The sequence below is a fragment of the Clostridium sp. CM039 genome (genome assembly GCF_055081075.1).
In genome coordinates this window covers 2,085,341-2,106,986 of record NZ_CM143649.1, presented here as the reverse complement: position 1 = coordinate 2,106,986, position 21,646 = coordinate 2,085,341, and the positions used below count along the sequence as shown (strand labels likewise).

17 protein-coding genes and 1 riboswitch are annotated in these 21,646 nt (G+C 30.8%); of the genes, 5 read left to right on the top strand and 12 right to left on the bottom strand.

What is annotated here, in order from left to right:
• Nucleotides 1-61: 61 nt before the first annotated feature.
• Nucleotides 62-502: a cell wall hydrolase gene (locus ACWJJ2_RS09900; protein WP_216302691.1), complete on the bottom strand. Its 441-nt coding sequence runs from the start codon at nucleotides 500-502 to the stop codon at nucleotides 62-64.
• A 486-nt stretch (nucleotides 503-988) separates the two neighbouring features.
• Here ACWJJ2_RS09900 and ACWJJ2_RS09895 point away from each other — a divergent pair, with 486 nt between their 5' ends.
• Nucleotides 989-2,197 (top strand): serine/threonine-protein kinase, encoded by a 1,209-nt coding sequence (locus ACWJJ2_RS09895; RefSeq protein ID WP_462953202.1) that lies wholly within the window; start codon nucleotides 989-991, stop codon nucleotides 2,195-2,197.
• A 193-nt stretch (nucleotides 2,198-2,390) separates the two neighbouring features.
• The gene (locus ACWJJ2_RS09890; RefSeq protein ID WP_462953201.1) at nucleotides 2,391-3,629 is read left to right on the top strand and encodes a C40 family peptidase; all 1,239 of its coding nucleotides are present in this window, start codon (nucleotides 2,391-2,393) and stop codon (nucleotides 3,627-3,629) included.
• 102 nt (nucleotides 3,630-3,731) lie between these two features.
• Here ACWJJ2_RS09890 and ACWJJ2_RS09885 read toward each other — a convergent pair whose 3' ends face one another.
• From ACWJJ2_RS09885 to ACWJJ2_RS09845, 9 genes are all read right to left on the bottom strand, one after another.
• Nucleotides 3,732-4,826: a DUF3810 domain-containing protein gene (locus ACWJJ2_RS09885; RefSeq protein WP_462953200.1), complete on the bottom strand. Its 1,095-nt coding sequence runs from the start codon at nucleotides 4,824-4,826 to the stop codon at nucleotides 3,732-3,734.
• 122 nt (nucleotides 4,827-4,948) lie between these two features.
• Nucleotides 4,949-5,344: a large-conductance mechanosensitive channel protein MscL gene (gene mscL, locus ACWJJ2_RS09880; RefSeq protein WP_462953199.1), complete on the bottom strand. Its 396-nt coding sequence runs from the start codon at nucleotides 5,342-5,344 to the stop codon at nucleotides 4,949-4,951.
• A 142-nt stretch (nucleotides 5,345-5,486) separates the two neighbouring features.
• Nucleotides 5,487-6,587, bottom strand: coding sequence for a GerAB/ArcD/ProY family transporter (locus ACWJJ2_RS09875; RefSeq protein ID WP_462953198.1), 1,101 nt, complete (start codon nucleotides 6,585-6,587; stop codon nucleotides 5,487-5,489).
• 45 nt (nucleotides 6,588-6,632) lie between these two features.
• The gene (locus tag ACWJJ2_RS09870) at nucleotides 6,633-6,848 is read right to left on the bottom strand and encodes a hypothetical protein (RefSeq protein WP_462953197.1); all 216 of its coding nucleotides are present in this window, start codon (nucleotides 6,846-6,848) and stop codon (nucleotides 6,633-6,635) included.
• Between the two features lie 18 nt (nucleotides 6,849-6,866).
• Nucleotides 6,867-8,021: a Ger(x)C family spore germination protein gene (locus tag ACWJJ2_RS09865; RefSeq protein WP_462953196.1), complete on the bottom strand. Its 1,155-nt coding sequence runs from the start codon at nucleotides 8,019-8,021 to the stop codon at nucleotides 6,867-6,869.
• The gene (locus ACWJJ2_RS09860; protein ID WP_462953195.1) at nucleotides 8,018-9,517 is read right to left on the bottom strand and encodes a spore germination protein; all 1,500 of its coding nucleotides are present in this window, start codon (nucleotides 9,515-9,517) and stop codon (nucleotides 8,018-8,020) included. The genes ACWJJ2_RS09865 and ACWJJ2_RS09860 overlap by 4 nt, the downstream gene beginning before the upstream one ends.
• 204 nt (nucleotides 9,518-9,721) lie before the next feature.
• Nucleotides 9,722-11,668: a DUF6449 domain-containing protein gene (locus ACWJJ2_RS09855; protein WP_462953194.1), complete on the bottom strand. Its 1,947-nt coding sequence runs from the start codon at nucleotides 11,666-11,668 to the stop codon at nucleotides 9,722-9,724.
• Nucleotides 11,643-12,542 carry an ABC transporter ATP-binding protein gene (locus tag ACWJJ2_RS09850; protein WP_462953193.1) on the bottom strand — a complete coding sequence of 300 codons (900 nt, stop codon included), beginning with the start codon at nucleotides 12,540-12,542 and terminating at the stop codon, nucleotides 11,643-11,645. The genes ACWJJ2_RS09855 and ACWJJ2_RS09850 overlap by 26 nt, the downstream gene beginning before the upstream one ends.
• Nucleotides 12,543-12,544: 2 nt before the next feature.
• Nucleotides 12,545-12,922, bottom strand: coding sequence for a GntR family transcriptional regulator (locus ACWJJ2_RS09845; protein ID WP_462953192.1), 378 nt, complete (start codon nucleotides 12,920-12,922; stop codon nucleotides 12,545-12,547).
• Nucleotides 12,923-13,262: 340 nt separating this feature from the next.
• Between ACWJJ2_RS09845 and ACWJJ2_RS09840 the strand changes: the two genes are divergently transcribed.
• Nucleotides 13,263-13,427 (top strand): zinc-ribbon domain-containing protein, encoded by a 165-nt coding sequence (locus ACWJJ2_RS09840; RefSeq protein WP_165413014.1) that lies wholly within the window; start codon nucleotides 13,263-13,265, stop codon nucleotides 13,425-13,427.
• Between the two features lie 85 nt (nucleotides 13,428-13,512).
• Here the strand turns inward: ACWJJ2_RS09840 and ACWJJ2_RS09835 are convergent, their stop codons facing one another.
• Nucleotides 13,513-16,041, bottom strand: coding sequence for a cation-translocating P-type ATPase (locus ACWJJ2_RS09835; RefSeq protein ID WP_462953191.1), 2,529 nt, complete (start codon nucleotides 16,039-16,041; stop codon nucleotides 13,513-13,515).
• Between the two features lie 402 nt (nucleotides 16,042-16,443).
• Nucleotides 16,444-17,058 carry a sporulation membrane protein YtaF gene (gene ytaF, locus ACWJJ2_RS09830; RefSeq protein WP_462953190.1) on the bottom strand — a complete coding sequence of 205 codons (615 nt, stop codon included), beginning with the start codon at nucleotides 17,056-17,058 and terminating at the stop codon, nucleotides 16,444-16,446.
• A 338-nt stretch (nucleotides 17,059-17,396) separates the two neighbouring features.
• Nucleotides 17,397-17,586: riboswitch (M-box (ykoK) riboswitch) on the top strand.
• Nucleotides 17,587-18,052: 466 nt separating this feature from the next.
• On the opposite strand from ytaF, the gene ltrA reads away from it, so the two are divergent.
• Entirely contained in the window at nucleotides 18,053-19,462 is a 1,410-nt protein-coding gene (ltrA, locus tag ACWJJ2_RS09825) for a group II intron reverse transcriptase/maturase (protein ID WP_462952630.1), read from the top strand.
• Between the two features lie 463 nt (nucleotides 19,463-19,925).
• Nucleotides 19,926-21,644 (top strand): ABC transporter permease, encoded by a 1,719-nt coding sequence (locus ACWJJ2_RS09820; RefSeq protein ID WP_462953189.1) that lies wholly within the window; start codon nucleotides 19,926-19,928, stop codon nucleotides 21,642-21,644.
• The last annotated feature ends 2 nt before the right edge of the window (nucleotides 21,645-21,646 follow it).

Below are 21,646 nucleotides of genomic sequence, written 5' to 3'. Positions count from 1 at the left end.
TATCCTCCTTAAAAATTATATTAAATTATTATCTAAAGGTATAGTTAGTAATGCTTTTTAATTAAGTAGTAAAATACTTCGCTGTGGGATTGTAAAAGCAATGTAGACCTACACTGACTTGATAGATACCACTACCATTGAAAGGGAATTCATCTGGACATGGTGCATAGGGATTAAAATACCATAAGGACTCACCTGTTGTATATAATCTATTGCCAGCTAAAGCCCAATCAGCAATATCATAATGTATCTGCTCTGGTCGACTTGCCCAAATGGTTTGTGGGTTAGTCACACCACGAATTACAGATCTTGCACAATCAAATTGTCCTTCCTGAAATATGATATTCCTTAAATCACCTTGACCTATCCTAAGATATTCACCATCTGCTACGTGCACTCTGTTCATAACTACAGAGGCAACAGCTTTCATCCCATTTTCGCCTTCTCCACCAGCCTCACATTGTAGTATTCTAGCCAATAACTCCCTAGCACTGAAAGCCATAAATAGTCATCTCCTTAATTCGCTCTACAGTGTTATTATATTCAGGGAGTTAATAATGGTACTTAAAAAAACAAAGGAATTTTTTATTTACAAGGAAACTGTAAGATTTATTGGGTATTTAATAAATTGTGAGAGATAGCTATATAGCATTAAAGAAACTTTAATAAAAATCCTATTGTCATATTGTTAGTAACATTTAACATGAATATATGGTAAATCAATGGGAAGTTTGATATAATTACCTTGTATTTGTGTTCTCTTTTGTTAAGCTATTATTATTTGTGGTAAAACAATAATAGCAAATGCATTTTATATTTGTATATACTTTCGCGTAAAGGATATTAGATACCCAATATACCTATATTTATATATATATTATTATTGGATAAGGTATGACTATAAAAAGAAAATATCACTTAAAATTTTATATTTATACATATGTTATTAGATGAATAAGTTATGAAACATTTATACAAGAGGTGAATTATGCTAAATAGTGGAGATATATTAGACAAAAAATATGTAGTAATTAAAATTTTAGGCAAGGGTGGAATGGGCACCGTTTATTTATGCGAAAATATAATTCAGGGTAATTTTTGGGCTATAAAAGAAGTAATAAAAAATACAAAAAATATAGATATTTTAACAGAGGCTAACATTTTAAAAAATCTAAGCCATCCAGGTATTCGGAGAATAGTTGATATATTTTATGAAAATAACAATCTATATATGGTTCAAGATTACGTAGAGGGTCAAACACTAAAGGAGTATGTTAAGGTAAATGGTAGAATACAGACAGAAAAAACTTGCCGGATTACATCTGATTTATGTGATATTATAGGATATTTACATAATCAAAATCCAGCTATTATATATAGAGATATAAAACCATCGAACATAATTATAACAATCAGTGAAAAAGTTGTTTTGATTGATTTTGGTATTTCGAAAATTTATAAGGGTGACAAGTCGCAAGACACAGTGTGCGCAGGTTCTAATGGATATGCGGCTCCAGAGCAATACGGCTTAGGGAAATGTTGTACGCAAACAGATATATATGGCATCGGAATGTTAGTATACTTTATGGTGAAAGGGAAGACCCCTTTCACAGGTATAGAACCTCTTTTGGACGAAAATTATGGGCCTGATATTAATGAAAAATTAAAAATAATAATACAGAAGTGCGTTAAGATTGATATTAAGGATAGATATATTTCGGTTAAAGATCTAAAAAAAGAAATTTTAGAAGTATTAAAAAAAGATAAATATGAAAAAATAGCGGGTTTGAGTGACTATAATATTAGCACAAATGTGGGGACTAAAAAAGCTAAAACAAAAATCACAAATAAAGGGAAGTTAACAAAAATTAAAAATGGGTTTTTCTGTTGTCTAGTTGTAACTCTAGCAAGCATTTATATTTTCCATGGGAATAAAAAAGAAAGTACAGTTATGAACACTATAGATAGGACCGAAATAGTGAGCCCCGTAGTAGGGTCATCAAGTATAGAGAAAGATGCTATTAAGGAGGCTATAAAGAAGTCTGTTAAGACACCTATTATAAGCCCTGTAAAGGTAGCAACTAGTTATATTACACAAGATAGCTCAATAAAAGAAAAAACGCCGCAATTATCTAAAGCAAAGGATAAAGAAAAACGAAAAAACAAACAAACAAACATAGTAAAAAAGATTAAATAAATGAGATATTTAGAAATGGATGTAGATGTATAGAGCTGGACAGGTAATAATAATTTAAATTAATTTGGACTGTTAATAAGGTTAATTTATATTAATCGTTCCAATTGCCTAATATAGTGCTATAATATGGTTAGGAAATAATAATATGAGAATTAATGATGATTTTACAACATAAGATATGGGGGGAGTAACAATGAGAAGAAGAATATTACCTTTACTTATAGCTATTGGACTAGTTATGTCAGTAAGTAAGCCGATGTTCGCAGTGTCACTAACGCAGCAGTTAGATAATCAAAAGAAGCAGCTGCTAGAACAACAGGGTTCATATAGTTTGTCACAAAAGAATTCTGACCAATTAGAGATATCTATTGAAATGTTAGATTTAGATATTGGGAACATGAACGCAGGAATTGATAAAGCAAAAAATGAGATATATAGTACTGAGAAAAAAATAGAGAAGACTACAAAAGATATAGTAGTTGCCGAGCACAATATAAAGGGCGAGGAATCTGTATTTAATGAAAGAATGAGAGCAATGTATATGAACGGAGCAGATAGTTATTTAGAGATACTACTTGATTCTGAAGGAGTCGAAGACCTTATCTCAAGAGTAGAAAATGTTAAAAAAATTGTAGAATATGATAACAAAATTATTAAAGAATTAAATGAGAAAAAGAAAATTATCGAGGATAGAAAAAAAGCTCTTAATGATAAAAAAGTAAAAGTTCTAGCGTTAAAAGCTAATAATGAAATTAAATTGGACGAGCTTAGTGCAAAGAAAAAAGAACAAGGACTACTAGTAGTAGAAGCTAATAAACAGGAAGAATTGAATAAAAATGAGATGATAAAAATACAGGCTTCAGTAGACAGTACTACGAATCAAATAAAAGATGAAGCAGATCAAAAACGTAAATACGATATGGCAATAGATACTAAAAAAACTCAAGAAAATACCCCATCAAGAGGGCAGGTAAGTACCGCAGTGAAAAATGAAACAAATGATGAAAAAGAAATAGTTGAAGAGGTAAGCAAACCAAAACCAACCTTACCAAAACCAACTTTACCAAAACCAACTTTACCAGTTGGTTCAAATGAAGTAATAGAATATGCTAAAACTTTCCTGGGAACACCATATGTGTGGGGAGCAACGGGTCCAAATTCATTTGATTGTTCAGGTTTTACTCAATATGTATATGCACATTTTGGAGTTACTACAGGTAGAGATACTTATGCTCAGATAACTCACGGATCATATGTGTCTAGAGAGAATTTACAACCAGGAGATTTGGTATTCTTTGGATCAGGAAGTCCTCACCATGTTGGTATTTATGTAGGAAATAATTCATACATACACGCACCAAGCACAGGGGATGTAGTTAAAATATCACAATTAACGAGAAGTGATTATATGTCTGCAAGAAGAGTTAGATAGCAACATGTAAAATAACATAAAATGATTCACAGAAATAATATAATAGGTTTGATTGATGATTTTTAAAACACCGTGGTTAATTTTAACCACGGTGTTTTAAAATCATTTTTCTCTGTAATCAGCAAGAAGTAAGTCGACCATTGCACCATAGCTTTTTGTTCCCGATTGTTGATTTTGAGATTTAAGATAAGTGTCGTTAATTTTATCTCCTATTTTTTCTATAGGACCGGAGTACATTTCCCAAAAAGATTGGTTGTACTTCAAGTCATTAATTACACCTGTGCTACAAGTTAAAATCAATTCTTTATATTTTTGTGAATCACTTTTTTGTAATGCATTTAATGAATAAGATAATGCTGCAAGTGTTCCAGAGTATTGAAAATCTATATACGGATGATTTATACAAGCTATATATGCAATATAGTTTGCTTCATCTTCTTTGGCAAAGCCTCTTTGATGGGCCATTTCGTGAACCGTGGTAAATGGAAGGAATGAATCAGGTTCTGCCATATTAATATTTGCTTCGTTAGTAAAAGGAAAATAAAAACCTGTAATTCCTGTATAGCACATTGGACTTGAAAGTAATATACCCTTAGGTATTCCATAGTTACCTTTTAATGCAGCATATTTAAGTGAAACTTTATCATATCCTAATTGAGCAGTTTTTAGGATATACTTTTTATTATAAGAAAGTTCCATTACACCATATTGGTTTTCGTTTGTTTTTTTTCTTAGAGAACTTGAACTATTTATAAGATGCATGCAAAGTGAAGCAAGTTCATTTGAAGATGACGAGCGGACATTTAACTGAAATATTTTATTGAGTGTAAGTCTTTGATAATTAAATCCCCATAAAAACTGGAATGAAAAATATATTAATCCGGATGCAGCAAGTATATTTAAAACAAAGTGTTTTAAAATACCTAATCTTTTATTTTCATATTTGTATAAGTCAAAAGTTGTTTTTAAAATATACAATAACGCGAAAGTTACAAAGAAAATAATTGTAAGTTCTGCAAGAGAAAATGGTAAGAAGTGGGTAATTGCACTTAAAATATTAGCAATTATTTTATAAAAAAATGATGAATAGTATTTTTCTATAATAGTCGGAAACATTCTAGATATTTGAGTTAGGAGAATACCTAAGGGTAAAAGCAAGATTAAAAATGATTTCTTCTTACAGGAAAAAAACTTCAAACGAAGCACCTCCTTTATATATTTATAACTCCCATGTTTTAGTTGTTTCTATAAATTGAATGCAAATATAATTAATTATACAAAAATCTCCAAGTGAAATGTTTACTTGGAGATTTTTCATATTATTTTTTTTGTTGTAATAAGTCTCTAATTTCACTTAATAGCACTTCTTCATTTGAAATTTTGGGAGCGACAATTTTTTCGATTTCTTTCTTTTTAACAGATTGTATAGCTTTTATAAATATAAAAAGTGAAAAAGCAATTATTAAAAAGTCTATGATAGATTGAATAAATAAACCATATTTAATTGACAATGCTACTCCACCGGCTATAGATGATGGTATATCATATTGTAAACTACTAAAATTAATTCCACCCATTAATATGCCAAGGAAGGGCATTATAATTTCATTCACTAAAGAGGTAACTATTTTAGAAAATGCCGCACCTATAACAACAGCTATTGCTAAATCTAATACACTCCCTTTAAGAGCAAATTTCTTAAATTCTTTCAACATATGTGGAACACTTCCTTTCAAAGAATATACTAATTTTAATAGTATTTATATTATATCATATATTATTTATTAAAAAAATAATTTGAAAAATATGATTGTTATACTCATTTGCATATGACTTAGGTGATGAAATACTAAATAATTATTTAGTTACGCTTGTTGTTTTTGCGCTTCTACTCCTAATCTCCACCATAATAAAAATAATTAAAGGTATTATAACTTCAAATATAAAAGAATAATATGGCCATATATTCAAAGTCCAGGATAACATTTCCATGGTACTCTCGTAAACAAAAAAAGAGAAGTTAAGCATCAAAAGAGCTACAGGTGTCGCAATAAATTTGTAATCATTAAATCCAAAAACCTTGGAAATTCCATTGCAAACTGCAAAGAGACATATAATTACTTTAACAAAGACACATACTAAGAATTCAATAGCTACTGTCATTTCAAGTCTTTCAAGTAAATTACCTAGGTGAATAAGGCTTATTACCATGGGAGAAGGGAAATATAACCTTGATAAGGTTTCATTACCTAATACTAAAATATTTCTTAATGTTACTAAAAATATAAGCCCTCCACCCACTAGTAAGCCTATCATAAATGCTTTTTTATAATTTTTAACTTTAGATATATTAGAAAATACCATTGTAAAAATTACGGTTTCACCAAATGGATAAGTAAAACTTGAGAAAGCACCTCTTAGAAGTGGAGCGGAACCGCTACTTAGTATTGGTTTTAATTTGCTTATATCAATTTGTGAAATTGAAAATATAGAGACAGTAAAAAATATTAGAATTACAATCCAAATGAAGAACTCAGACCATCTTCCTAAGACTTCAATACCTTCTTTTAAACTCCATATAAGAAGTATAGTAAAAAAAATCATAGGAACTACCACCGGTGTATCAGGTAACGCTGAAATATCAGTAAATTCTGATAAACTTCTAAGAACTAAGGATCCATCATGAAAGGCAAACCATATCATTAGTATACTTATTGTTTTTCCTATAAATGGCCCCATAACGATTTGAAGTATATCAAATAAATCTTTCCCAGGATATAAAGATAAAATTTTAGAAAACATAAGTAACAATATAATAGACCATAAAATAGCAATAATTATTGCAATCCAGGCATCTTGTTTTGCAGCGCCTCCAGATCCATTTAAAAAAGTAGTTCCAATTATAAAAAGTATTATAAGTATTGTAGCTTGTCTTTCAGAAATAACTTCATTTTTCATTTATGCCTCCCATACTATTTACTGTAATGATAAACAGTAAATAAACTAATTTGTTTTACCAAATATTGAAACTACAATATCTTTTATTTGATTTGATGGACTTGGTAACTGTACTCCTAATGTTAGAAGAGTGCTGATTATCATCGAAAATATAATCAGAGAAAAATAAAGTGCTATTTTACCAATATTTTTTTCTTTTAATAATACGACAGTTTCAAATAATATTACTATGATATAAAAAATTATTACAAGTAAAAACATTTATAAATTCTCCTTTGATTATTTTCCTATTGGAATAGGATTTGTTGTTGTACCACTACCCTTTATTTTCAGGTGCACGTTAACTTCAGTCTTTAGACTTACCCAAATGTCTTCTCCATTATTTTTGTAAGTCTCACTTACTTTTGGTTTTTCTTTTTTGAAAATCTCTCTAAAACCTAAAACGTCGCTATGGTAATTTTTCTGTAATTTACTAATTAAAGATTGTATATTATTTTCAATTTTTTTTTCTGCTTCACTCTTAAGTATTTTTAAATTTCCCTCTTTAATAAAATCTTTAGTTCCTCCAACCTCAGATATAGTTACAACTGGGTATATATCAATTGTAAGCGATGATATTCCATTGTTATAAATGGGGGTTAATTTAGTTTTATTTTCATGTATTTCTAAGGTTATGCTGGTGTCGGAACCTGAAACATCTTTCAAAGTAATTAACCCTTGTTCTATTTTGTTCTGAATCATAAGCATGTATAGGGTTTCGTCCCCATCTATATATCCTACAAGCTTATCTGACTTAAAAATAGCAGAGCCATTTAAAATAGGGACTATATTTCCAGCATTAAGCTCATTTTTAACTGTAGCTATTGCTTCAGACTTACCTTCTGAAGACATTGCATCGACAAATGACCATAACATTGAGTTAGGAAATTTAGAGAGTGTTTGCCATGAAGTCATGGCATCATTAAGATGAAATGAAGTTACGTTATTAAGATTAACCTTAGTTTTTAAAATTTCAGCAGCACTATTACCCTTTGCTATTAGAATCCACATATCTGATCTAAGGCTGGAGTCTCTATAGGCCCAATCAATTACCGGAATTACCCCCTCATTTGCGACTGGCTCACTTATTATTAGCACCTTTTCATCACTCCAAAAAAGTTTTAAACCAGTTTTTTCTATCATATTCCTCACCGCATTAAATATACTGTCACCTTCGGAGCTATAAAGCTCAGAACTAATGGTTGAGGAACCACCTTGATGTTGCGTGGTTATAATTTCTGTTGTAACAATATATTTATTTGTTGATATATCCTTATCTATAGCAACGCCAGCTACTATTGCTAATGTGTCTATTTCGCTATAGTCCCAGCACCCGCATAATATAATAGGGCATATAGCTATAATAAAAATTATTATTACAATTTTTTTTTTCATTTGGAGTCTCTCTTTCTTAATTTTTTTTGACGCTTTTTATTTTTTGTAAACAGCTTCGGTCTTAAATACATAGCCCACCAGGGAGCTCTAATTACCGTATCCTTTATATCCTGAATAGAAAAAGAAGGGATGTTAGTCATATAAGGTATACCAAAGGAACGAATAGACATCATATGAAGAACTAAACCCATTACGCCAAAAATGTAACCATATAAACCTAGGAAGGAAGATAATAATAAAAAAATTATTCGTATCTCTACTATTCCTAACACTTGAGGTAGCATAATGCTTGAAATTCCAGTTAGTGCAGTAACTATTACTATAGGGGCACTGACTAGTCTTGCGTTAACAGCGGCATCACCAAGCACTAAGGCACCTACTATACTAATTGCTCCGCCAATATGTTTAGGCATTCTAAGACCTGCTTCTTTAAGTATCTCAAATACAATCATCATGCCCATGGCTTCTATAATTGAAGGAAAAGGTAATCCTTGTCTCGCAGAATATATACTTAAAAGAAGTGGAGTTGGAATAAGTTCTTGATGGAAGGTAACAAGTGCTACATATATAGCTGGAGTACTAGTACTAATAAGAAAGCATAACCAGCGAAGAAATCTGACAAAGGAGGAATATAAAAAATTGTTATAATAGTCTTCATTGCTCTGAAAACCCTCAACAAAGATAGTTGGAAGAGTTAAAACAACAGGAGTTCCATCGCAGAGAACTGCAAACCTTCCTTCTAGAAGTTTACCTGCTACCACATCAGGTCTTTCTGTATTAAAAATAGTCCTAAAGGGAGAATAAGGGGCATCTTTAATTAATTCCTCTATGTAACCAGAATCTAAAATGCCATCAATATCAATATTATTAAGCCGCGTCATTAGCTCTTTATGTATAGGTTCCATTGCTATACCTTTAATATAACATACACATATTTGAGTTTTAGTTTGTTCACCAATTCTCATGAATTCGAATTTTAAGTTAGAATTAATAAGTTTCCGCCTAATAAGTGTAAGATTTAAATTCATTGATTCGGTAAAGCCTTCGCGAGGACCCCTAACTATAGTTTCTGATTGAGGTTCTGAAATTGCCCTTTTTTCCCATCCTATAGTACCAATAGAAACTACTTCAGCCAAACCATCTATGAAAAGCATAGTTTTTCCGTATATAATTTCATTAATGATATTATCAACAATAGATGCTTTTTTGTTGTCTGCAGTTAAAAGTATTTTTTGCATTAAAATATCCATAATGTTACTATCATTAATATCAGATAAATCACCTAACAAAAGTGGCTTTATAATATCTTCATTAATTGTTTTCAGATTTGCCATTCCATTAATATAAACAAGCGTACACTTAGTGCTAGTAGGTTTGCCAATTGATAGATCTCTATATACGACTGTTGTGTCATTAATAAAAATGTTTTTTATCATATTAATATTTTCATCTAATGATTTTACTAGGTTTATATTTGAAAAGTCATTTGCATTCATAAATTAAACATCCTTTGTATTATAATAATTAACTACATATAGATATTTTAGCCAATTTGTAAATGATTTAATCATATACATTTTGCTCAACATCCTAAAATACTCTCTCCAAATCTGAACTTTCTTTGGTAAAAATATAAAAAAAGGACGGTTAATAACTAATTGCATTCAATTAGTTATTAACCGTCCCCATATTTTCTTGTTTTATTTGAAATATTCGCGAACGAAATCAGGTACATATGCGGTTTCAATATTTAAATAAGTAATATCATCACCGTTTTTCATATATAGACCTAAAGCATACTGTCCTTCAACATTTTGTGAGTAGTTTGTTAGACAGGTTTCAAGCTTAGTTTTATCAGTGATTTTAAGTCTTTTTACATTGACGGTTTCATCCGAAAGATTAATTCCTCCATGGGGGTTGCTAGGGTTTCTTTTTTCTATAATAGCATAGTCTATATCTTCAGGCAAAATTCTAGCCTTAGAATAGTATCCATTTTGTTTTAACCAATTTTCAAATTCTTTATAGGATTTTTTCCAAGATAAATTTATTCTTTCATCATTTGATAATAATATATCAATGTTCGCCCATGAATCTCTTGAATCTATGATGCTTTCATAAGTTTCATTTAAAGCTTCTTTTTTCAAAATATCTGTTGCTTCTTTAATTTTTGTTTGGTTTGCTATTGTTATCCCATTATTTGCATATCTTGAGTTAATTGAAATTTTATCAATGGATTTATAATCGGTATTTAAAATACTATTATGAAATTTTTTATATTCCTTTGATTCATATATAGGTTTTAGATATTTTCCATACTCATCTTGTGGAATATTATATTGTCTTTTTATTTGCTTTCCATTTTTCAAGTTATATAGAATATCAAATTGCTTATTTGTATTTGAAGCGTACTTTAAAGTTTTTTTATCAGTTATAAGCTTACTATGCAATTTCACAATGTTATTAAGAGTTTGTATTTCATGATAAGCAGATATTGGGTTGTCCTCCTTTAAACTAGTTGTATAATAGAACCCATTATCTATAACAATGCTGTCGATATTTTCTATAGTAGGAATTCGTTTTTCATATCCAATAATATCAGAATTAATAACAAGTGCTAGTAGGGCGATAATACCTGCGTACATGAAATACCCCTTTATATTTCTAAAAATTCTTAGGGATTTAGTTATTATAATTTCTGCAATAATATATCCAATTACAGAGCCTATAACATATCCGAGTATAATAAAGCGTATATCATAGCCTCCGCTTTTAAAATACGTTCCACCTACTAGCATACAGCAGAAGGTTATGCCATATTTAAATACAGGTTGTAGATGTTTAAAAGCAACAACATTAGATGCAGCTTCTAAATTTCTTTTATGGTATGCGAATCTAGCTACAAGGTAAAGAATAATACATAAAATTATATATATAAATATTTCCATTGAAGTCATTGGTGTATTAGTTAAAAATCTTGTAATTGGAGAAAAAAATTCTATGCTATTATTTATAAGATAGTTACTGGCAATACCATAAATAAAGAAGTCAAGATTATAACTAATTAAGGCAGTTAATCCAAGAGGTAAATATAAAAATATATACGTAAGTATTCCCTGTGCAGTTGAAAGTCCTGTGAACATACCAACTAAAACACTTGAAAGAAAAATAACAATATTAAATAAAATTGTTAGTCCGGCCCAGAACATAACAGTATTAACCGTAAAGTGAATATTAGCAGTGTTCAAATTTAAAGATTCTTTAAGCAATAATGCAGAAAGTGCAGTGATAATTACTGGTACTACAAGAAGTAGTATTCCTATAAATATATGGTTATCATATAACTTCACCCTTTTTATAGGAAGAGCGTGAATCATATCTACAGATTTTTTGTTTTGTATGTATCTAAATAATAGTATAGCAGTTAAAACCGGTATAACTGCAGTGGACATCAATAGTATGTTATTATTAAAAATATCTTTCATTGATGAAGAATACTCTGGATGAGCTGTGTTACTAGCGTTCATCATCAATATTTTAAAAGGTACTTCAAATAATAAAAATATTGTGTAACATATGCCTATCCAGCCAAAGCGTTTTATATCATTTACGAGTACCCCTTTATTAAAGCATGATGTTTTCAATTTCATAGTTAACGGCCCCCATTTCATATATAAATATTTCTTCTAAGGTAAGAGTAAGAACATCCATAATCACAGGATTAAATTTATTAAAGTAATTAATAACATCAGACTTATTTCCTCTAACAATTAGAAGAAGCACTATTCCTCTTTCTTCCTTGTGGAGTATATTAGCACCGCTAAGAAGTTCTTTTGGTACTTTATCCTTAAAGGCAATTTGTATTTTATGCACATCAGATTTTAACGCATCTAAATCTTTTTCTACTATGAGAGTTCCTTTATGAAGAATTCCTATATGGTCACAGATATCTTCTAATTCCCTTAAATTGTGGGAAGAAATAATAATAGTCATTTCTTTGTCCGCCACATCTTGGATTATTAAGTTTTTGACCTTTTGCCTCATAACTGGATCTAAGCCGTCAAGTGGTTCATCTAAAATCATAACCTTAGGCATAGTTGATAGTGCAAGCCAAAAGGCAACCTGTCTTTGCATACCTTTAGATAAACTATTTATTTTTTTATTTACATCCATATCAAATACTTTTATTAGATTTTCAAATCTTTCATTGTTCCATTTAGGATAAATATTTTTATAATAGTTAGCCATATTATCTATTGTATATTGGGAAAAGAAATAAAGGGAATCTGGTATAAATACAGTTTCTGATTTGGTTAATACATTCTCAAATACATTTTCACCAGCTATTTGAACTATTCCCGTGTCCTGTTTATAGATACCTGCTAAAAGCTTTAAAAGAGTTGTTTTTCCGGCACCGTTTGAACCTACAAGGCCGTAAATAGAGCCTTTATTAACATTAAGGTTTACATTTTGTAATGCTTCTAAATCAGCAAAGGATTTAGAAACATTTTTTACTGAAATCATATTTATTCCTCCTTTTTATTAGTTTGTATTTGTGAAATTATTTTTAAAATATATTCTTTTGTCATCCCCATATACATCGCTTCAGACAGTATTTTTGTTAATTCATTTTCTATTTTCTTTAGTTTTTCAGAATCTGCTACTTTTGCGGAGGGAGTAACGAAACTGCCTTTTCCTTTTATGGAGTGAATATATCCTTGTGTTTCTAGTTCTTTATACGCTTTTTGAATAGTATTGGGGTTCATAGTAAGCTCCATTGAAATAGTGCGCACTGAGGGTAGTTGGTGATTAGGCTTCAATATGTCACTAATTATAAGCTGCTTAAACTTTTCTACTAGTTGTTCGTAAAGGGGCAGACGACTTCTTAAATCTAATTCAAACATCTTATTTCTCCTTTCTTTTTTATTTTAAATGTATAATCCTAGTGTGTCAACTGTATTATTGAACGCGATACAGATATAGTATAGAGGATAAATATTACATTGTAAAGGTGTAAATATAAAATTAAATTATTTATAATCGTATAGGATAAGTACAAAATTCATCGCGAACAATCAAAAATGTATTGTTATTCACTTATATGTATGGTAAAATACATTTATATTAACTGGTTAACGCCAGTTATTACTGAGACTAAACTAGATAACAACATATCCTCTTTTTAGAATATAATTGTTAATCGATTGTTAGATCTTAATATTTGAAAAAGGAGGAATGTTTAAAATGGCAGATAAAACTTTAGTATGTAAAGACTGTGGTAAAGATTTCGTATTCACTGAAGGCGAACAAGAATTCTACAAAGAAAAAGGATTCGACAATGAACCTCAAAGATGTGTTGATTGCAGAAGAGCAAGAAAACAACAAAATGACAGAGGATTCAGAAACTAGTAAAAAAAGTAATATAAACCCTATAGGATTAAACCTATAGGGTTTGTTTTTTTTGTAGGCAATTGGGAGACTATCAGTAGTTATCCTAATTAGGAAAGGGCATTTTTTTTAATTTTTTAATTTTATTGTTCTTTGGATTATTATAAAACTTAACAATTTCCCACCAACCAGTAGAAGCAGCACCAAGGATGCAGGCTAGTATAGCGGTTTTAAAATTCAGCGCTACAGTTTTAAAAATAGGATGAGCAGCTGGAATATACACTATTGAAAATAACATCATTAAGGCTAAACTATTAATGTAAAGTCTAGCTTTGCTACCTTTTTCCTTAAAAATACTAAATAGATACTTAGTGTTGGATCTATTAACTAAGACTAAAATTACATTTCCGACTATCAAGCTCATTAAAGAAAAAGTTCTTGCATAGTCTGCACTTAGACCTGAGTCAACCATATAGTGGAAAGGTAAAAATGCTGCTAAAAACATTGTTGTACCCTGTAATAAAACTTTTTTTGTTAATGCTCTCGTTAGTAGAGGTTCATCTGGCAAGCGTGGGGGCTGATCCATTATATAATCTTCTGCTGGTTCACCTTCAAAAACTATAGAACAGGTTGGATCCAAAATTAACTCTAAAAGAACGATATGAACAGGTAGTAATATTTGTGGTAAGTTAAAAACAGGTGAAAATAACGCTAAGGCCATAATAGGAATGTGAATTATCATTATATATACCATAGCTTTACGAATGTTATCAAAAACCCTTCTTCCATCTTCTATGGAGTGAACTATAGTTGTAAAATTATCATCCATTAGAATCATATCGGCAGCTTCTTTCGCAACCTCTGTTCCTCTTTTGCCCATTGCAATACCTATATTAGCATTTTTTAGAGCTGGGGCATCGTTTACGCCATCACCAGTCATTGCAACAATTTCACCGTTCTTTTTAAGTGCCTTAACTATCTTCATTTTATGTTCTGGAATTACTCTTGAGAAAATATCACAATGCTTCACTGCCTCGCAAAGTTCATAGTCGGTCATAGCATCAATTTCATCTCCAGTAATAGCAGAGTTATTAAAATTAAGACCTATCTCATGTCCTATGGCTATAGCTGTTTTAGAATAATCTCCAGTTATCATCATTACTCTTACTCCAGCTTTTTTACATATATTTATAGCATCCTGTACGCTTTCTTTCGGTGGATCTTGAAGTCCGATTAATCCCTTAAAACATAATCTATACTCTTCTAAATTATCTTTAAGGGTACAAGTTACTAAATCAGCCAGTACAATAACTCTTAACCCGTTGCTAGCCATATCATCGATAATATTTAAAATTTTGGTTTCTTCATTTGGACTTAAATTGCATAGTGGCAATATAGTTTCTGGGGAACCTTTAGCTGCTATATAATAGGTATCATTTTCTTTGTAAATGTTCGCCATTCTTTTGGTTTTAGGATCAAAAGCATATTTTTTAGCTAACTCAAGATTGTAAAGCTCATTTATGTCTATTTTATCAGTGCCAGCTGCAACTATTGCTTTTTCCATAGGATCGTAGGGATCTTTTTCGCAAGCTAAAACTAAAAGCTTAGCTAAATCTTTATCCAGAAGTTTATCTGGGTCTATAAATTTATTGTTATATATAGTTTTTACCCTCATAATATTTTGTGTGATTGTTCCTGTTTTATCTACGCAAAGAACGGTGGTGGAACCTAAAGTTTCCACAGCGGGTATACTGCGAATTAAGGTGTTCTTTTTAGCTAACCTAAATGCGCCTAGGGATAAGAAGATTGTAAGTACTACGGGGAACTCTTCTGGAATAATGGCCATAGCCAAGGTTATACCTGCGAGTATACTCTCAACAAATTCACCAGTATGCATATAGGAAAAACTTATTACTATAATGCATAAAATAAAGCCAGCAATAGCTAATGTTTTTACTAAATTAGATACTTTCTTTTGAAGAGGAGAGGGTTCCTGATTTGTTTCATTTATAGCTTTTCCTATTTTTCCATATTCCGTTTCAAAGCCTATTGTCCTTACTCTAGCAGTGCATTTCCCGAAATTAGACAAAGTACCTGCATATAAATAATCCTGTTTCCAGTATTCCTTAGAGGAATCTATAGCTCCGGTGGGTAGCTTATATACAGGTTCGCTTTCTCCAGTTAGAGAAGATTCATCCACTGAAAAGTTTGATTCCTGTATTACTTCACAATCTGCTGGAATACGATCTCCTTCTGATAAAAAAATTATATCAGAAGGTACAAGTTCGCAGCTTTTAATTACTTGTTTTTTTTCATCCCTAAGGGCTATAACATGGGGTGCCGTCAAATCTTTTAAAGCATCCATAGTTTTTTCGGTTTTCCATTCCTGAACAAAAGTTATAGTTGCTACAAAAACAACAAAAATAAGCATTATACTACCTTCGCGAGGTTCACCTAATATAAAATATAAGGTTGCTGCTCCTGCTAATAATAAAAACATAGGCTCTTTGAATACACTTAAAAATTTTATTATAGGATTAGACTTTTTAATTTTTACAAGCTCATTAAAACCATATTTTTCTCTAAGAGTTTTTACCTCTTCATTACTCAAACCCTTTAATGAATTATTTTGCATTTATTACACCTCATTATCAATTAATAACTAATACATTAATTATTATATGTTATAAACATAGAAATGTTAAGCATTTTTGAAGAATATTTTACAAGAAAATATTATCAATTGAGAATCAAATATAGTTATTAATGGGAATTAATTGTGAATAATATGCATTAACATATGATAGTCCTTATTAATTATCACTTTAAGTGCTAGTTTTTTTGCATATGTACACGTCTACAATTATCGAAAAGCAGTATGAATTTTTACAACTAATATACTTTCTTTTAATATGGTTACTGATAGTAAAAAACGAGGACTGTTATTAAGAGAATACGAAAAATAAAAATACCAAATTTTGACATTCGTGTTTTTCGTACTTAGTTTAACAAAGTCTTATTTACAAATGTAAAAATGTTAATTAAGGAATTCAGTAATACCAAGTATTATTAGCAATATACCTGAAAATAATGGTGCATATTTACCTAGAATTTCACCTAACATATGATCACCTATAGCTACACCGAATTTAATTGTAAGGATACTTAATATAAATGTAGATATGACTGTTAATTTAATACTAACTCCTGTTATACTTGCAGCTACTCCGGTTCCTAAATTGTTAAAGGTTAATCCTAATGCTAAAATGAAAGCCTCTTTCATATTTATATCACCAGAGTTATCTAAATCTGATTTTTCAGCATAATCAATCATATCAGTAATGTTTTTTAAAGCAAGCTCCTTTGACTTGGTTTTATTTGCAAATTTTATTATGCTCTGGATTACAAGATATACTCCCAAGGTAATAATAACTATAGCACCTAAAGCATTAGCTACAGAGTGAGGTAAAAATTTTGATATATATGCTCCAACTAGCATAGATAAAAGTGTTCCTATAGATGATACAATTGCTATTATAAGATTTGCAATTTTCCCTATCTTTACTTTCTTTATTCCGTAAGCTATTCCTACAACTGCATTATCTAGGTTATTGGATAAGCTAAATGATAATGCTGATAAAATTAATGCCATATATGTTCGCTCCTTTTATTAGTTATATTTCAATATATGGGTTGTAAACTTATATGGTGATTAAGTTATACTGGGAAACATTTTCTAATTTAATGCAAGAAGTTCCAAATCGATTTTGATTAATAAGACGAAACTGTAGTGAATGATATTAAAAAAACTGGATAAAATAATACTGTGGTTTATTTTATTAAATTAAAGATATAAAGTATCTGTGTGGGATATTAATAATGGTTTCTAATTGATAACAACAATTAAAAACTATTGAAAATATCATTGACATACTTTAGTTTTACGCATATTATAAAAATATAGACTAAAACTAATTGAGAATAACAATTTTATATTCTTGTTAGGTGAGGTTACTGTATAGAAATATGCTACTGCCCAGAAATGTCGAGAGACGCCAATGGGTCAGCAGGTACTACCGGATTAAGGTTTTACTTAATGTAGCTGACAACATTCATAGATAATATGAATGATTATGTTCTACGCTTTACAGTGCTAAAACTCAACGAGTGGAGAAGGTATTATTTGATTCGTATTGAATCTCTTCACTTGTTGTGGAGAGATTTTTTATTGTGCGCCCGGCATGGGCGCAATCTAATGGGTGAAAGTCCCTAGCACGGGTTAATAGTGCCAAGTGCATAGCTTAAGACAAGGGTGTCCATCGTGAGATGGAATCTGAAGGAAGTTGGCGGCCAAACTCCGGTCTGACGAACAGAAACTACATATAAGGCATATGCTTGTGGGTAAGTTTGCAATACAAAACGAAGCCCAAAACTATTCGAAACAAGTGGTGTAAATGTAGCAGATAGATGGAGTGAAAGATTGCGTTCTTACCCGGGGAGATCTGATAGGTAAGTTGTGGATATGAATTTAGAAATAACAACCCATACAGTGATGTATGGCTGAACTATCAGAAGTCAGCAGACGTCATAGTACCATGCAAAACGCGTTAGCGTGGGAAGGACTGAACAATAGGAGGTTTGGAATTTTGAAGGATACGAGAAAATATGATAAAAGCAGACAACTTCATAAAGAAGGCTCTCTACGAGAGAATAGAGTGGAACTCGAAGGTAATGTAGAAGTGCATAGTATTTCCTCTATGTCAGAAGAAGGAAGAAACGATGTGAATGAATATGATAATGGTTTACTCGAGCAGATATTATCGAGAGATAATATGAATAAAGCATATAAAAGAGTAAAAGCCAATAAAGGAAGTCATGGGATTGATGGTTTGACAGTAGATGAACTTCTACATTATCTAAAAGAGCATGGACAAGAATTAAGGCAATCATTATTAGAAAGTAGATATAGACCTCTAGCCGTAAGAAGGGTAGAAATACCAAAACCTGACGGTGGAATTAGGCTACTTGGAATACCTACTGTATTAGATAGAGTTATTCAACAAGCGATATCACAAACTCTAATACCAATATATGAAAAGAAATTTTCTGATAATAGTTACGGTTTTAGACCTTTAAGAAGTGGAAAACAAGCTGTTGAAAAATGTAGGGGATATATTAATGCTGGACATACATGGACGGTGAATATAGACCTTTCTAAATACTTTGATACGATAAATCATGATAAATTAATAAGGATACTATCGGAAGATATTAAAGATAGTAGAGTAATTTCTCTGATACGAAAGTATCTACAAAGTGGAGTGATGATAAATGGGGTATTTATGAATACAGAAGAAGGAGCACCTCAAGGCGGGCCTTTGTCCCCATTATTAAGTAACGTAATGTTACATGAACTCGATGTAGAACTAACAAAACGAGGACTAAACTTTTGTAGATATGCTGATGATGCGAATATATACGTCAAAAGTGAGAAATCAGCAAATAGAGTAATGAAGAGTATTACGAGATTTATTGAGGAAAAGTTAAAGCTTAGAGTGAATAAAGAAAAGAGTACAGTAGATAGACCTTGGAAACTTAAATTTTTAGGATTTTCATTTTACCGAGCAAAAGGTGAATACAGAATGAGAGTTCCTCAAAAACCTATAATCAAATTCAAAGCAAAGCTAAAAGAATTAACTTCAAGAAGTAATGCGATGAGCATGAAATATAGGTTTATGAAACTTAAGCAAGTGATAGTTGGATGGATAAATTATTTTGCTATTGCAGACATTAAAAGTATTCTTAAAACACTTGATGAATGGTTAAGGCGAAGAATTAGAATGTGTTTTTGGAAACAATGGAAAAAGATTAAAACAAAATATGGGAACCTTGTTAAATTAGGAATACCAAACAATAAAGCTTTGCAATATGCAAATACAAGGAAAGGCTATTGGAGAACATCCAATAGCCCTATATTAAACAAAACATTGACCAATAAATACCTTAAAAATATAGGATTAGTTTCTATATCTGAGACATATTTATTAAAACATTAATTTCTATTGAACCGCCGTGTACCGAACGGTATGCACGGTGGTGTGAGAGGTCGCTAAATAAATTAATTATTTAGCTCCTACTCGATTTATGATATTTTAGAAGGAAAGTCTCCCACGTCTATAAGTGGAAGTTGCATACTATAACAAAGAAAAAACTTCAGTGGGAGTCTAAATATCCTTCTGAAGTCATTGATATTGCAGCTTCGCAGAAGATGATTTAAGGAGGTGATTGACATGGATGATGGCCCTGCGGATAGTAATTTAATAAACAAATTTAATGAATTTTATATCATTACCATAGCCAATCGCTATTTGATAGGTATGTTTTATTAAATATGTATTAGTTATGGTAGAAATATAAGGTTGCAGCATCGAAGACGATGATTTAACTAATTAAGTTTATTTAGATTACTATGAGATGTGTTAATTTTAATTCATAATACAAATCATAGGAGGTTTTAAAATGAAACATACAGTAAGTTTTATTAAAAGAAAATTTGGACTATTTGACATTATAATATTTGCATCAATAATAGCATTATTGTATATTTTGGTGTCACCAAGTATTAACCATACTTCAACTGGTCAAAGTGTAGTGATTTCAACGAGTCTATCAAAGCTTCCAATTTATGCTCTTAAGTCAGTTGGAAGAATGACGGCAGCATATATTTTATCATTAATATTTACATTTATATACGGATATATGGCTGCCCATAATGAAAAGGCAGAGAAGGTTCTGGTACCTATACTTGATATTTTGCAATCAATTCCTGTACTTTCATTCTTGCCAGCTGTTGTTTTGGGATTAGTTGCAGTATTCCCTAATAATAACATAGGAATTGAAATTGCTTCAATTATTTTGATTTTTACTGGGCAGGCATGGAATATGACCTTTAGCTTTTATCATTCAATTAAGAATATTCCAAGAGATTTAAAAGAAGCAACTGAAGTTTTTCAATTAAGTAAATGGCAACAATTTAAAACCATGGAACTTCCATTTTCAGCTATAGGTCTTGTTTGGAATAGCATGATGTCTTGGGCTGGTGGTTGGTTCTTTCTAATGGCGTGTGAAATGTTTACCATAAAGGATAGAAATTTTAGACTTGAGGGTTTAGGATCTTATCTTCAAACAGCAGCTAATGAGGGAGATGAAAAAGCACTCTTGTGGGGAATAATTACATTAGTACTAGTGATTGTACTGCTAAACGAATTGGTTTGGAAACCTGTAATTGTATGGGCTGATAAATTCAAAGTAGAGCTTACTGGGAATGATGAAAAATCCCACTCCTTCATTCTTACAATGATAAGACGTTCAGTGATTATTGAATTTCTATCAGAAAAGGTATTTAGTAAAATTAAATTTTTTGCTAATAATATTATTGATAATTTAATAGGCAGATTTAGTAGTAGCAAATATTCGAGGGTTAGTATTTTAGGGAAGTTTATAAGCATAATAGTACGAATTATAATAATTATTTTACTTTGTTATTCGTTATTTAACGCGTTAAAACTTGTATCTACGGTTTCTCTTAATGAATTAAGCAAGTTTATTCCAGCAGTAGGAGCATCACTATTAAGAGTACTTGCTGCACAAGTTATAGCACTTTTATGGACAGTACCAGTTGGAGTTGCTATAGGAATGAATAAAAAGTTAGCAAATATATTTCAACCAATTATCCAAGTTATAGCATCGGTTCCAGCTACTGCACTATTTCCTGTAGTATTGGGATTATTTATGAGTGCTGTTGGAGGATTAAGTATAGCATCAGTCTTTCTGATGTTAATGGGAACGCAATGGTATATATTGTTTAATGTAATTGCAGGAGCAATGGCAATACCAGAGGATTTGGTAGCAGCTAGTAAGACTTTTGGACTTAAAGGCTTTAAAAAGTGGAAGATACTAATACTACCAGCAATATTTCCTTATCTCATAACTGGAATGATTACAGCTACAGGTGGATGCTGGAATGCCACTATAGTATCTGAATATGTGAATTTTGGGAACGAAACATTTAGCACTATAGGAATTGGCGCATTAATATCAGATGCAAGTAACAGCGGAGATTTTCCAATGCTTATTCTTAGTACAATCGTTATGTGTATAATGGTAGTTACATTCAATAAGTTGATTTGGAAACCATTGTATAATTTAGCAGAAGTGAAGTATAAAATAGAACTATAGTA